Source organism: Granulosicoccus antarcticus IMCC3135 (assembly GCF_002215215.1).
Taxonomy (GTDB): Bacteria; Pseudomonadota; Gammaproteobacteria; order Granulosicoccales; family Granulosicoccaceae; genus Granulosicoccus; species Granulosicoccus antarcticus.
In genome coordinates this window covers 867,489-881,698 of the sequence record NZ_CP018632.1, presented here as the reverse complement: position 1 = coordinate 881,698, position 14,210 = coordinate 867,489, and the positions used below count along the sequence as shown (strand labels likewise).

The window sequence follows — 14,210 nt, the reverse complement described above, 5'->3', positions numbered from 1 at the left end:
CTCTTGCAATATAGAATGATCGACTCTCGTTCAGCTGCAAATATTTCATGCCAGAACGTACCGTTCCTGAAATATCTGTGAGGTTACCTGAGCACTGTAGAACACGAATTCGTCAATGAAATGTCATAAGTGCACACAATACACTGAACTATCAGTTAGTTGCATTGAAAACTCCAACACTTGCCAGTACAAGGTGTTTAAATAATTATTGATCATCAGCATATCGGCTATCGCATCTGCCTGTGGATATCGCCATTCATTGAACGTAGATGCAGTTCCATTGTTACCAAGGAGCCTGTCATCATGGCACGAGAATTCAATTCCGCAAATTTGTACGAGTTTCAGGATATTGTTTCTACCTATCCTTTTTCACGTCGCATCACTGAAGTTCACCTGCACCATACGTGGCGTCCTCGTCAATCCGACTACAAGGGACTGGCGACCATCGAAGGTATGTGGCGATACCACACGCAAACCAATAAATGGAGCGATATTGGCCAACATGTGACCATTGCGCCCAATGGGGCCATCTGGTTGTGCCGGAATTTCAACTGGGCACCTGCCAGTGCCAGAGGCTTCAACGGCAACAGTTCTGCCGGACCATTCATGATCGAAATGATCGGCGACTTCGATATCGATGAGGAAAACATTGCCTGCGACCAAGTGCAGGCTACCTTGTCAGTCATCAAGGCAATACAGGCTCGTTTCGAACTGGATGCCCATCATTTGCGATTCCACAACGAGATGTCGAGTAAATCCTGTCCGGGATCGAGCGTAGACAAGTCCGACTGGATTGAACAGATCACGGCATTCAAGCTCACTACACAGAACTCTCGAGGAGGCAGCGTTCCCTTTCCTACTCGTGCAACAAGGGCCTACGAACTAATGCGTGGCATGAATCCCGATGCCGAGCAAACTGACGACATGTCCACCACCGAGCACGATGGCAGTGCCGACGCCTCTCCCGTGAATACTCGCGGTGGAACGGGCTCAGTAGAAGGCGAGCTCAATGTTGGCGTTCTGGAAGCTCTATCGGCCCACACCGTGAATCTTGAGCGCGGCCTGCTATCCACCACAGGCAGGCTGGAAACCACGGCAAGCGATGTCGATCGTTTGTTTGACGAGCTCTTGCCCGAGGAGATCAAGCGAGCCAAAGCCGAGGGGCGCAAGGCGCAATTACTGTTCTATGCACACGGCGGGCTGGTCTCGGAGAAAAACGCGTTGCTCACGGCTAACAAGCAATTGCCTTTCTGGCGGGCAAACGGTGTCTACCCCATTTTCTTCATCTGGGAAACCGGCTTTGCTGAAACAGTTCGCCAACTGGTTGATGAAGCAGCCAGCCGCACACGAGGACCATTACCAAGTACTCGTGGACCGTTGGAATGGGTAACTGACAACGTCACTGATCCGATCATCGAACAGATTGCACGCACCGCTGGCGGACGCCTGATCTGGGGTGGCATGAAATCAAGCGCCGAGCTGGCCAGCACCGCTGGCCATGGTGCAGCCTATGTTGCAGCGAAGACTGCCGAGCTGATCAAACGTTCTGGCAAACATGTGGATGTTCACGTTGTGGGACACAGCGCAGGTACTATTTTTCTATCGCACTTCATGCCATTGCTGGTCGAGAAATCCGTACTCGTTAAAACTGCAAATTTCCTGGCACCGGCCGTTCGTAACGATCTCTTTCACCAGAACGTGGCCCCTCTGCTGGGCAACGGTATCGGGCCACTCAGCCTGTTCACCATGAACAAACGGCGGGAAAAGCAGGACACGGTGGCATCGATTTATCAAAAATCATTACTTTATCTGGTCTCCAGAGCATTCGAGGATAGTAGCCAGACCGATATTCTAGGCCTGGAAGAATCCTTGCGAAGTGACGTAGCGATGCGGCAAATTTTCGGTCTGCATGGACACAGCTCCCAGCTGGCTGAAGTGATCTGGTCACCCACTCCTGACTCCCAGTCCGGCAACGGCTCGACATCGCTGACACACAGTGGTTTCGACGACGATGTGACCACCATGGAAAGCGTACTGCGACGTGTACTGGACCTTCGCGCAGGTGAGGCCATTGAACCCTTCCCTGGTCAAGGTACACGTGGCATTGAGGATTTCTGGAATGCACAGTTCGATTGGCCGGATAATCTTGAATATCTTTCCGCACTCCGGGCACAGCCTGACAACGGGGTAGCCAACTTGCCGAAGATGACAGCCCAACTGGAGGCAAGTGACAACGTCATCACGACATTGTCAAACGAAACTCTTTCAGACATGCCGAACGGGAAAAAGAACAACAAAAATAAAAATAAGAAAAACAAGAAGAAAAACAAGAAATCGAAAAACAAGAATCAAAAAATCGAGACGTCAGAGAACACGTTCGACAATCTGAAAAAACACCAGAATATCCCTGTCAGCACTTCTGACGGAAGACGTCTGGCACTGTGCATCGGTATTGATGAATACATACGCAGTCCATTGGCAGGCTGCGTTGCCGATGCAAAATTGTGGAAGAAAACGCTGACCACGCTGGGATTTGAAGTAAAGCTTTTGACAAATAGTCAGGCGACCGCCGATAACATTCGCCACAGTGTCCGCAAGCTGGTGGAATCGAGCCGCCCAGGCGACCAGCTGGCATTGCAATTCGCAGGACACGGCACGCAGTTCGAGGACCTGGATGAGGATGAAGCCGCTGGTGATACACCAGCACTGGATGAATGCCTGTGCGGCGTCGACTGTGGCGTTGGAGACGATGGGCTGGTCATTGATGATGAACTGCGCTTGATCATCGAAACCCTGCCCGAGGGAGTCACGCTGACTTGCTTCTTCGATTGCTGTCATTCGGGCTCCGCTACACGGGCCGCACTCAGAATGGCTGGCGATACGTCCAACACTGACGTACGTGCTCGCTTCATGTCACCGAACGAGGCAATGGAGAAGGCCTATATCAAACAGATAAAAAAAATCAGGAAAGCAGTTTCGCGTGCCCCGGTCATACAAAAGGATGTGTTGTTCAGCGCCTGCCGTTCCTCGGAACTCGCCTATGAAAGTGATCGCCAGGGAGACTTCACACGCCACGCCACCGCCATCATTGCCGCTGGCACCTCCGGGCTGAACAACGCTGATTTTCTGAATCGAATTTTACAATCGTTTGGCAGCAACCCACGTCAGACGCCAGAGATTCATTGTGATGTTTCCGCGCACCAGACAGTCTTTCTGCAACCGGCGCACAAGAGGCAGCAGAGCAAAGCCTCTGGCGGCAGCAAGCAAACTCTCCCTGAGTCAGCATAGGAATTCTGAGATGGATGACAGCGAGCTGCTTGACAAAGACAGGACTCTCAAATTCGGCAAGGCGCGGAAAACGCGAAAGAAGAAATCCCTGAAATCAGCTGCGGCCAGCCAGGTAGCAGAGACTGTAGCTATTAAGGCGCCTGACGAATCGAATGCGAAAGTGTCCAATATCGAGCCATCTGCCGATCACCAACCCGGAGAAAGCCGGCTCTATGTCATCAGCCCCCGTATCGCTCTGGCATGGTGCACCCGATTACACGAACGTACCCCGGACGAACCACTGTATCGACGCCTCAGGGTCTATTCGATAAATCCTGGACTCACAGCCTCTGACAGCGGCATTGCCATATGCAAGGTTCCCTTTGAGCCCCTGACAACAGGCCCCAGTGGCTCTGTCATGGAAGTCAGTAACCGGGGCGTAGGTGACGACACATGGAGTTTGGCTGATCTTGAGCATCCACACGTCGTCATGCAGGACGGTTACACCCCCTCCTTATCGGACCCTCGTTTTCATCAGCAAATGGTATATGCCGTAGCGATGGAGACCTACGACAAATTCCGGGTAGCACTCGGCCGGAACGTAGCCTGGGCGTTTGCACGCTGTCGTGGTGATGGGGACGAGCGCCGTAATCGGCTACTGCTCAGGCCACACGGTGCCGAAGAACCCAATGCCTGGTACGACCGGGCTGCAGGCGAGATAGTGTTCGGCTATTTCAAAGCCCGAGAATCCACTCCCGTGGTCAAAAAGGGCGTTGGTAATGTTTTCACCAGTGTCTCGCATGATGTCATCGTGCATGAGACCAGCCATGCATTACTGGATGGATTGCGTGCTCATTTCATGCTGCCCAGCCACCCGGATGTGATCGCGTTTCATGAAGCATTTGCGGACCTGGTTGCGGTGTTCCAGCATTTTACTGTCGAGGGAGTTGTGCAATCAGCCATCGGCAAGTGTCGTGGTCGACTGCAGGATGCAGATGTACTGGTCAACATCGCCGAAGAGTTTGGGCGTGGCCTCGATAAAAAAAACAAGGCTTTACGTACTCTGATCGATTTACCCGAGGATTTTACCAACCGCGCACCCGGCACTGACTCATCGCCATCCATACTGTGCTATGACGATGCAGGCACTGAAGCACATAGCCTGGGACGGGTACTGGCCAGAGCCGTCTTCAATGCCTTTCTGGTGGTCTACGAACGTCGCACCAGACGCTACCTGAAACTGGCAACCGCCGGTAGCGGCGAATTACCGCCGGGTGATCTTGGCAGCGGACTACAGGACATTCTGGTGTCCGAAGTCAGAAGCATCGCCAACCAGTTCTTGTGCATCTGTATCCGCGCCATCGATTACTGCCCGCCCGTGGATGTGCGCTTCGGCGACTATCTGCGCGCCTTGATAACGGCAGATTTCGATGTCGTGCCTGATGACAATCTGGGTTACCGCGAGGCAATTATAAAAGCGTTTGGCCAACGCGGCATTTTTGGCGAAGGTACCTCCGCCATGACCGAAGACGAACTGGTCTGGCATTCACCCGATATCACTTTGCCAGTATTGGAAAAACTCAGTTTCAGCAGCATGGAATTCGACGGCGATCCAGCCAAACCCGTCAGTGTTGCAGAGATGCGACGACAGGCAGGCGCTCTCGGCTTTCTGGTTAGCCAGTCGAAATATGCACGTGAGTTCGGGCTTGTCAGCCCTGAGAGTAGCGCCTTCAAGTCCGGTGGTTATGCCTTGCCAATTATCGAGTCCGTACGTTCCGCACGCCGCGTCGGTGTAAATAAAGAAGTGACCTTCGACACCGTGGCCGAAGTCGTGCAAGTTCGGCATGTATCGTTGCCTGGTGGACGCTCTTTCAGTTTCTTTGGCGGCGCAACGGTCATCGTGGGCCCACGAGGCAATATTCGCTACATCATTCGCAAACGGGTCGATGACACTGAGCACCGCATGCAGGAACAGCTCGACTTCATGCAAAAAGCGGGCAGCTCACTGTGGAACCAGGCGGGTACCCATATGATCCCCCGGCAGGACCTGGCCAAGATGATGTGCACACACAACGTTTGAAGAGTCTGGGCAAACAGGCACAAAAGCTACCCAGACTACCTGGCTCAAGACTCATTGGATGCCAGCAACGCAACTGAAGGACCCGTACTGCGACGACGCAGCGAGACGATAACGGTAACAACGCCGACGAGCTGAACTATCGCAGGATATGGATGCTGGCAAAACCAGCCAGCATCCATCGGACATGATCTTTATAAGCCGGTGTCAATCTTGACACCGGCTACTCAGCAAACCGATACCAAGCCTACGGGTCTCAGTTCAGTATATGAACCTTTCTACCTGCGATCAGTCCCTTTACGGTCCTGGCATATTCAGCCATATGATCAGAGGCTGAATGTGCTTTCAGCTCATCCATACTGGCCCATTTTTCTGCAACGATAAATGTATCTGGTCCCAATGGGGTTTGATTGGAACCTGCCCCATCGGCATCAGTAACGGGTTGATACTCAATGCAACCTGACTCGGCATGAACCAGAGGCACAATTTTCGCGAATGCCTCCAACACTTCGGCTCGCTTTCCAGCTTCGGTTGTGATGATTGCAACTACATGGATCATATGAAGTCCCTTGATTGATTGATCGGGAAAAACGCAGCAATTGCTTTACGCAACTGAAAGTTTGACATCAATATTGTTGCGTGTCGCGTTCGAATAAGGGCAAACCTCATGCGCACGTTTGACCAATTTATCTATCTCTGCCTTCTCAGCGCCCGGAATATCAACTTCCAACGAGACTTCCAATCCGAAACCACCCTCGGAACGAGGGCCGATACCCACCGCGGAAGTTACTGTCGTCTCAGCAGAGACCTGGCAGTAGCCTTCCTCATTGCCAGCGACGAACTTCATGGCTCCCAGAAAACAGGCGGCATAGCCCGCCGCGAACAATTGCTCAGGGTTGTTGCCTTCGCCACCAGCACCACCGAGTTCTTTAGGGGTAGTCAGATTGACGCTGAAGGCACCATCCAGCGTTTGCGCCTTACCATCACGTCCGCCATTTGCACGGGCTTGGGTTGTATATTTTACGTCAACACTCATTTAGTTCTGCTCCTGATGTAGGTTGAAAAGAGTAATCGGTACAACTGCACACGTTAACCAATCAGTCATCGCGGCTTGTTCAGGCACTTGGCTCATAAAAAGGACCAATATTACCGAAGCGCCAGATCACTTTATATCGTATTGTCATATACATAGTGTGCTATGTATATGAAAAGTTCAAGTCCAATCAGGAAGTTGATAAAAATGACTGCAAACACCAATCGCCCTTCAGTCACTGACAAGGAAGGAGAATTACGTATAGAGGAGCAGGTGTGCTTTTCTCTGTATTCGCTGTCTAGAGCCTTTACCAAACAATACTCGATCTTGCTCAAGAAGCTGGGAATAACCTATCCACAGTATCTGGCCATGATGGTGCTCTGGCAAGGCGATGGCTTGTCCATTCAGGAGATGGCAGACCATATCGAACTGGAACAGGCAACCGCGACGCCACTAATTCAACGACTCGAAAAGCTTGGCCTGGTCTCGCGTGTTCGCAGCACTGCAGATGAAAGACGTGTTGAAGTTTTTCTGACAAGCAAAGGTCGCGCCTTGTTCAAGAAAGCACGAGACATTCCTCGCCAGATGGGATGTGCTACCGACTTGAGTGAATCAAATGCGAAAAAACTGATCAAACAAACGAACAAGATCAAGACTTTCATAAAAGAGAACAACTAAAGCCAGCGAGTCCTATCGGCTTACTGATGCTCTCAGTCACCACCAGAAATAGCCCGGACCTCTCAGTATCTAGTGTTTATCTCTTTGCGCCGCATTCGACAAAACCTCTTCCACCTTGTTGATGAGAGCCGCGATACGAAACGGCTTCTGTATCAGATTATTCTCTTCAGCACGAATACCATGCGTTCTTTCCAGAACATGCTGGTCATTACCGCTGATGAACAGGACTGGCAACCAGGTAGCTGAACGAACTCCACGAATGGACTTAACCACTTCGGGGCCGCTGAGTGTCGGCATACTGACATCTGTAACCAGCAAGTCAATACGATGTGCCGGGTTAGCTGCCAGACGAATAGCCTCAACCGGATCTGTAACGCCTGTGACCTCGAAACCGGCATGCCGTAGCGCAGCTTCGACAATCGCCAATACGGCTGCCTCGTCTTCGATTACCAGAATGGAGGTTTTGCCTCCCGCGAACACTCTATCTGTTGTACCAACCCGCACGGGTTCCTCGTGGGCGCTGATTGGCAGGAAGATACGGAAACTTGTACTTGTGCCAATTTCACTTTCTACTTCGATAGTCCCGCCCGCAGCATGAACAATTCCCCAAACCACAGACAATCCCAAACCTGAACCCGAACCCGTCGGCTTGGTTGTATAAAAGGGGTCAAACATACGTGAACGCAGTTCTTCGGATACACCGGTACCTGTATCCACGACCTGCAGAACCGCGTAACGAATCATGCCACTGTCTTCTGAGGATATCGATGCTCTCATGACCACCCCTGTCTCTATCGCCAATTGCCCACCACCGGGCATGGCATCTTTGGCGTTCAAGGCAAGGTTCAGCACTATCTGCTGGAGCTGTGTCGGATCTATATGCAGAATCGGTGCTTCCGGATGAAGAACCAGTGAAATAGAGATACTCTTGGGCAAGGTACGTATCAGAAATTCCCTCGATTGCTCTACCGCAGCGTTAAGATCTACCGCTTGGGGCTGGCCCGTTGATGATCGGCTATAAAGAAGCAACTGGCTAGTCAGCTCACTGGCGCGATCGCCTGCCTCCTTGATTGACTGCACCAGATCACGAGCATCATCGCGCATGGCCTCCGGTGGCAATATCTGCAGAAAATCGCAGCCGGAACTGATGACTGTCAGCAGATTGTTGAAATCATGTGCGATCCCGCTACTCAGCTTTCCAATAGCCTCCAGCTTCTGAGTCTGCAGCAGCTTTGACTCTAACGCCTTTCGGTCATCGATCTGCATTCGCAGCTCATTACCGTTCTCGACTTTTTCTGTGATATCACGACAGATACCCGTCAGCTTCAACGGCTTGCCATTGGAGTCGAACACCATCCGACCCTGGCTTTGCATCCAGCGGACATCCCCGTTAGGCCTCAGTATGCGCTCGGTACTATGAAAGTGGCCATGACCACTTGCAGCATCAGTAAGCGCCTCATTGAATTCACCACGATCTGAAGGATGCAGTCGATTGAAAAATGCCTCAGCCGTCCTGGAGAAGTCACTGCGATCAATATCGAAAATACGAAACAGGCCATCGGACCATTCCAACACATCTTTAACCATGTCCCAGCTATAACAGCCAAACTCGGAAATCTCCTCAGCTACCGACAACAACAGCCCTGCCTGATCGCGCGTACCCGGGTGTGAGCCTTGCGGCAATCCAGAATCTTGGAGCAAGGTAATTCTGGTAAATGACACAGCAAACTCGACGGGCGTCACTTCCAGTTCGATCACTCTGACCGAAACGTGTTCATCCACGTTCGACGCTAATCGCACGTCCAGCCCCTGCTGGGCAAGCGATGCAAAATCAGTGAATGACTCGGATAGAAGGCGAGCAGGCACCACCAGAGTGGATAGAAGATGACACCCTTCCAGCTCAGCCTTGTCCTTGCAAAAAAGATCACTGGCCGCCTTGTTAACGCTCTTGACGACTCCACCCGAACTCGTGACCAGCACCGCAAGATCAGGTGCCAGAGACAACAGGTCAAACAACTTTTCGGAGTCAGAGCTGAACATATGTGCCAAAGGCTGAAATCTGCATTAAACGACAGTACCGATGCGTAAGCCAAATACGAACTGCCTAACAATGTACATCAATCGCTTGTGCGAATGTAGATCCTCTATCTTCCCGGATATTCCGCACTACAAATCAGCATTATATTGTGCACTGTGTAATAGCGTCGCAGCTAGCTCAGAAGCTCTAAGCTGCATTGCCAGGTAACATGGCAGAGTTGAACAGGATTGGAACTTGAGTTATGCACGCCCCAACCCCGTCAACTCACGGGCTAGCGGTTCCTGCGACTACTCAACATCAGAATATCAGGTAGGCCAAGATGATCACAATCACGGGTACGCCACACAACCATGCAATTATTCCGTACATATCAACAACCTCTCAGATCACTTCCAACGAGTTAGATGACTGAAGTCAATAGCTTCGTCACGATGTTTACCACCCAGAGTTGCCGACCACCAGGCTGCCACTGCGCTGATAATGAGAATCGCTGCAGCCAGGAACGTAAACAGGATTCCCGACTTGCGTGCCGACTCTGCGACCGACTTAGCCTTCTGGGCGCTCTCTTCCACCGTACTGATCGCTGTTGAAACACGCTTCTCGGCCTCTTCAGCACCAACGCCAGTAACACGCTCCACAACAGAGGCCAGATAAGCCTGATCCTCCGGCTTGATGTCGCCCGATGCTACCGAGCTTGCCAATAATCTAGCGACCTCTTCCCGCGTTTGAGAAGACATACCAGTAGAGCTATTGTCTTCGGACGTGCTTTGTGAGCCATCCTTACGCATCAGAGAATCTGTGACAAGTGCCATCGGATCTGCCGATGATTCACCAATCGCACTAGCACTAGCGGAGACCACCGAGCCTGCGGATGAGGCAACAGCTCCCGTCACATTAGCGATACCACTGGCCGCAAGATAGCCGGCAATCAGCACACCCATCGCCCACACAACCAAGCCATGAGAGCCGTCTCGAACATCCACTTCATGCTCGGATGCATCGAATGCACGTCGCCTCATTCTTCCAGCCAGGTAACCACCCGCCATGAAACTTGATACCACGACCCAGGCTGTCCACAAACCGACCATGGCAGCAATCAGAACAGGAGAAGCACCCTCTTTGCCAAATGGGTCAACCAGTGACAAGCCAAGACCTGATCCGAAAGTCATCAGAATAAATCCTATCGCCGAGGCAAGCAGAGCTCCAGCAAAAATAGCTGACCAGTCCACATGGGGGACACTTGCAGCTCCATCAACGACATTTGCAGTTTGTACGCTATTCATTTCAGAAACCCTCCCTTAATGGCCCTTTGACTCTTCACCGAAGACCCAAAAATGACAGTATCGCCAATACAATAACTACAAGCCCGACAAGATAAATAATGCTGTTCATTGAACTTCTCCGTTTTAATGCAACTCAGGTTATTTAAATAATGGATTTCAGGCCTTTACCCGAACTTCCAAAGACACTTCAAGTCACTCTTCGAGCGACGCTTCAGCTTTCTCATCGACCAGCTCACGCTCTGCAATTTTGCGTTTCACAAACGCTTTGCCAATCTCGCCTGACTCTTCTTTATCAAAAACCTCTCGGGCTTTTTCGAAGATATCGCTCTCCTCTTCATCCATATGGTGCTCATAGTCGTGCTTGAGAGTCTTGAACTTGACAAGCCAGACCGGACTGGAAAACTCCATCTCGTGCAACTCGCCGATTATGTCGTCCAGCTCCTTATGCTCTGAGACGCTATGACGAGCATCATCCTGACCATCTGTGTCAGCCATCAACCGGGAGTAGAACGTTTCCTCTTCAGCTGCAGCATGAGACTTGACATCGTAATAGAATTCATTCCAAGCCCTCTGCCGATCATCACTATCGCCGGATGTTTCTGAGAGCTTGTTCAGAAGCTCTCGATGGCGAGTGTGATCCTGAATGATTCTTTCGTAAATAGTCGTAGTCATGACTGCTCTCTCCAATTGACGATTAATTGTTTGGGTGCATAAAAAATATCACCACATCATCAACCTGAAAGCAGCTTGGAATTTCTACATCGGAGCAGAAGCAGAATAGGCAATTTTTACATCAGCCAGAATTCCCGATAAAACAATCCCGTCAAAAACAGCAGCATTGGCCCTCATTGTTTTCGACATGAAAATGGCCAGAACCATAGCCCGGCATAAAGCTGGTGCTACAGAACTGGCCAGAATCTCTCGAACCCAGTTGTCTTATACTACTAGTTCTAGCTTTGCTGACATCCGGTTGAGAAATTAACCAATAAGCTTGTTATATCAGCTTGATTCGTGTTCCGTCAGAAGCCACCTGAGAGGTGAGGCTCCTGCCACGTATATTAGTCCTTCCCTACATTGTCCTCGATCATGCTGCTATCAATCTCCATGTCACGAATGATCGCATGTACCTTATCCAACGCCTGCTGATCGTTGACCGTACCGGTCAACACAATCACACCATCTCTGACTGTTGCGTCAACTATCTGGGAAATATCTGCATCCAATGAGAATGCCTGTTGCAGTTCGGCTGCAGTTTCTTCCGGGGTCATGGAACCTGCCGCATAGGCAGCACCGCCGATACCGGCACTCAAAGCTGTCGCCAATACGATACCCAACATCTGTGTACGCTTGTTCATAGCTACTCCTCGTTGATCAATTAATTCACTCACATGACTTGCGTCGTGTAGGTGTGGAAGTAACGATAGACAAATCAGGTTCGACTGTCACCGTCTAAACGACCCTGATGCAGAACTTGCAAACGTGGCGTGTCAAATTTTCAATGAGTTCTCAGAGCTGTTCGGATCTGGATATTGCACCGCGACCACCTTCGCTACGAGAATGCTCGATAGAGCAACGTGTTCTCAAGAATGAGTCGATTGCTGCATTAGCAGTACGGTGCTATGGCCCTCCAGACTCATGACATCACCCGCCACATAGTGCTGCTCAACCTCGCAGGCATGAACGGTATACAACACTCGTTGCCATGCAGCGCCAAGCTCAAGCGGCACAGTAAATTCAGTGCTTGAAGGACAGGCATTGAATATCATGAGAAAACTGTCATCCACCACCCGCTCGCCTCTCGAGTCTGGCTCCGCGATTTTTTTCCCGTTCAGAAAAACCATCAAGGACAGCGTTTGATCCTGACTCCACTCACCCTCCTCCATGCGACTTCCTCCCGCGTTGAACCAGGCTACCTCGCCAGGCTCACAACTGCCACTCTCCCCCCGAAGAAACCGACGCCGCCGAAATACCGGATGGTCTCGCCGCAGCTTGATCAGCATTCGGGCAAATTTCAGTAAATCGGTACGCGCCTCATCAAGCTTCCAATCCACCCATGCCAACGGACTATCCTGGCAATAGGCATTGTTATTACCCAACTGCGTTCGCCCCGTTTCATCACCGTGACTGATCATCGGAACGCCTTGTGAGAGCAGCAGTGTTACCAGAAAGTTGCGTTGTTGACGCGCTCGCAAGGCGAGAATAGCAGGCTCATTGCTGACACCTTCTTCTCCTGAGTTCCAGGACCGGTTGTGACTATCGCCATCACGCCCGTCCTCACCGTTGGCCTCATTGTGCTTGTCGTTATAGCTCACCAGATCTGACAGCGTGAAACCATCGTGTGCGGTTACGAAATTGATTGATGCTTTGGGTTTTCGTCCACTGTGTTCGTACAAATCGGATGAGCCAGTGAGGCGACTGGCAAACTCTGCCAAAGTTGCCGGCTCACCACGCCAGAAATCCCTGACAGTATCCCGGTATTGTCCATTCCACTCAGTCCACAAGGCTGGAAAGCGGCCCACTTGATATCCCCCTTCACCAACGTCCCATGGTTCTGCTATTAGTTTTACCTGGCTGATGACCGGATCCTGTTGCATGAGATGAAAGAACACTGACAGTTTATCAACCTCGTGGAATTGTCTTGCCAGGGTGGAAGCAAGATCGAACCGAAAGCCGTCTACATGCATTTCCAGCACCCAGTATCGCAATGAATCCATGATCATCTGCAATACAAACGGGTGTCGCATCAGTAGTGAATTCCCCGTCCCTGTCGTGTCGTAGTAATGCTCCTTGTCATCATCAACCAGGCGATAATAGGCACTGTTGTCGACCCCCTTGAAACACAGAGTCGGCCCCAGGTGGTTACCCTCGGCTGTATGGTTGTAGACCACATCGAGTATGACCTCGATGTCATGCTCATGCAGCGCCTTGACCATCTGCTTGAATTCCTGCACCTGCTGTCCCGCTACATTGGATGCGGCATAATCGTTGTGTGGTGCAAAGAAGCCGATGGTGTTATATCCCCAATAATTGGACAAACCCTTGTCAACCAGAATCGGATCGTTGACAAACTGATGCACCGGCATCAACTCAATGGCAGTGATGCCCAACGAGACGAGGTGGTCAATAATGACAGGATGACCCAGGCCGGCATAGGTGCCACGCAACTCCTCAGGCACACCTGGATGAGTCATCGTCAAGCCTTTTACATGTGCCTCGTAGATGATCGTCTCGTGATACTCGAGAGCGGGTGGCCGGTCATGTCCCCAGTTGAAGTACGGATTGATAACTACCGACTTCATGGTATGCGCCGCGGAATCCTCACTGTTGAGCGTATCCGGAGAGTCGAATTTGTAGCCATACAGAGACTCGTCACCATCAATTTGACCATCGATAGCACGAGCATAAGGATCAATCAATAACTTCTCACTCTGACAGCGATGCCCCGCGCCAGGATCATACGGCCCATGAACTCGATAACCGTAGTGCTGCCCGGGTTGAATATCCGGTAAATAGATATGCCAGACAAAGGCATCCACCTCCTCTATATCGATACGATGTTCATTGCCATCTTCATCAAACAGACATAACTGAACCAGCTCGGCAATCTCGGAGAAGATGGCAAAATTAGTACCGGTCCCATCAAACGTTGCGCCTAGCGGATATGGGCGGCCCGGCCACGGGCGCGGACGTTTATGATTTTTAGACTCTGGTTTCTGGTGACTGAACTGGTTCATATTTGCAAGTAGTGCCGGTATGTCGTTGTTGAGACGAAAAACAGAACTATTCTGCAATTTGGCGGTATGCCTTACAGACTATGGCTATAAAAATTACAAG

10 protein-coding genes are annotated in these 14,210 nt (G+C 51.1%); 3 read left to right on the top strand and 7 right to left on the bottom strand.

From position 1 onward, the window contains the following. Positions 1-303: 303 nt before the first annotated feature. Positions 304-3,288, top strand: coding sequence for a caspase family protein (locus IMCC3135_RS03785; protein ID WP_088916378.1), 2,985 nt, complete (start codon positions 304-306; stop codon positions 3,286-3,288). A 10-nt stretch (positions 3,289-3,298) separates the two neighbouring features. Beyond that, positions 3,299-5,347 (top strand): gluzincin family metallopeptidase, encoded by a 2,049-nt coding sequence (locus IMCC3135_RS03780; RefSeq protein ID WP_088916377.1) that lies wholly within the window; start codon positions 3,299-3,301, stop codon positions 5,345-5,347. Between the two features lie 253 nt (positions 5,348-5,600). Here IMCC3135_RS03780 and IMCC3135_RS03775 read toward each other — a convergent pair whose 3' ends face one another. Both IMCC3135_RS03775 and IMCC3135_RS03770 read right to left on the bottom strand, forming a co-directional pair. Beyond that, positions 5,601-5,903: a putative quinol monooxygenase gene (locus IMCC3135_RS03775; protein ID WP_088916376.1), complete on the bottom strand. Its 303-nt coding sequence runs from the start codon at positions 5,901-5,903 to the stop codon at positions 5,601-5,603. 45 nt (positions 5,904-5,948) lie between these two features. After that, positions 5,949-6,380 carry an organic hydroperoxide resistance protein gene (locus tag IMCC3135_RS03770; RefSeq protein WP_088916375.1) on the bottom strand — a complete coding sequence of 144 codons (432 nt, stop codon included), beginning with the start codon at positions 6,378-6,380 and terminating at the stop codon, positions 5,949-5,951. Between the two features lie 204 nt (positions 6,381-6,584). Between IMCC3135_RS03770 and IMCC3135_RS03765 the strand changes: the two genes are divergently transcribed. Then, positions 6,585-7,055, top strand: a complete 471-nt coding sequence (locus IMCC3135_RS03765; protein ID WP_088916374.1) for a MarR family winged helix-turn-helix transcriptional regulator — start codon at positions 6,585-6,587, stop codon at positions 7,053-7,055. Between the two features lie 69 nt (positions 7,056-7,124). On the opposite strand, the gene IMCC3135_RS03760 is transcribed toward IMCC3135_RS03765, so the two are convergent. The 5 genes from IMCC3135_RS03760 to glgX all read right to left on the bottom strand — a co-directional run bounded on the left by IMCC3135_RS03760 (position 7,125) and on the right by glgX (position 14,110). Then, a complete protein-coding gene (locus IMCC3135_RS03760; RefSeq protein WP_088916373.1) occupies positions 7,125-9,095 on the bottom strand; it encodes a hybrid sensor histidine kinase/response regulator in 1,971 nt (656 codons plus the stop codon). Between the two features lie 384 nt (positions 9,096-9,479). Beyond that, complete coding sequence (locus tag IMCC3135_RS03755) at positions 9,480-10,376, bottom strand: hypothetical protein (RefSeq protein ID WP_088916372.1); 897 nt, start codon at positions 10,374-10,376, stop codon at positions 9,480-9,482. A 192-nt stretch (positions 10,377-10,568) separates the two neighbouring features. Continuing rightward, on the bottom strand, positions 10,569-11,048 hold the full coding sequence (locus IMCC3135_RS03750; RefSeq protein WP_088916371.1) for a hemerythrin domain-containing protein: 480 nt from the start codon (positions 11,046-11,048) through the stop codon (positions 10,569-10,571). A 386-nt stretch (positions 11,049-11,434) separates the two neighbouring features. After that, positions 11,435-11,731 carry a BON domain-containing protein gene (locus tag IMCC3135_RS03745; protein WP_088916370.1) on the bottom strand — a complete coding sequence of 99 codons (297 nt, stop codon included), beginning with the start codon at positions 11,729-11,731 and terminating at the stop codon, positions 11,435-11,437. A gap of 225 nt (positions 11,732-11,956) precedes the next feature. Further along, positions 11,957-14,110, bottom strand: a complete 2,154-nt coding sequence (glgX, locus tag IMCC3135_RS03740; RefSeq protein ID WP_088916369.1) for a glycogen debranching protein GlgX — start codon at positions 14,108-14,110, stop codon at positions 11,957-11,959. Between the last annotated feature and the right edge of the window lie 100 nt (positions 14,111-14,210).

What these genes read in the sequence shown, in the direction of transcription:
- IMCC3135_RS03785 (WP_088916378.1), top strand. Translation starts at nt 304, where the DNA reads ATGGCACGAGAATTCAATTCCGCAAATTTGTACGAGTTTCAGGATATT.
- IMCC3135_RS03780 (WP_088916377.1), top strand. Translation starts at nt 3,299, where the DNA reads ATGGATGACAGCGAGCTGCTTGACAAAGACAGGACTCTCAAATTCGGC.
- IMCC3135_RS03775 (WP_088916376.1), bottom strand. Translation starts at nt 5,903, where the DNA reads ATGATCCATGTAGTTGCAATCATCACAACCGAAGCTGGAAAGCGAGCC.
- IMCC3135_RS03770 (WP_088916375.1), bottom strand. Translation starts at nt 6,380, where the DNA reads ATGAGTGTTGACGTAAAATATACAACCCAAGCCCGTGCAAATGGCGGA.
- IMCC3135_RS03765 (WP_088916374.1), top strand. Translation starts at nt 6,585, where the DNA reads ATGACTGCAAACACCAATCGCCCTTCAGTCACTGACAAGGAAGGAGAA.
- IMCC3135_RS03760 (WP_088916373.1), bottom strand. Translation starts at nt 9,095, where the DNA reads ATGTTCAGCTCTGACTCCGAAAAGTTGTTTGACCTGTTGTCTCTGGCA.
- IMCC3135_RS03755 (WP_088916372.1), bottom strand. Translation starts at nt 10,376, where the DNA reads ATGAATAGCGTACAAACTGCAAATGTCGTTGATGGAGCTGCAAGTGTC.
- IMCC3135_RS03750 (WP_088916371.1), bottom strand. Translation starts at nt 11,048, where the DNA reads ATGACTACGACTATTTACGAAAGAATCATTCAGGATCACACTCGCCAT.
- IMCC3135_RS03745 (WP_088916370.1), bottom strand. Translation starts at nt 11,731, where the DNA reads ATGAACAAGCGTACACAGATGTTGGGTATCGTATTGGCGACAGCTTTG.
- glgX (WP_088916369.1), bottom strand. Translation starts at nt 14,110, where the DNA reads ATGAACCAGTTCAGTCACCAGAAACCAGAGTCTAAAAATCATAAACGT.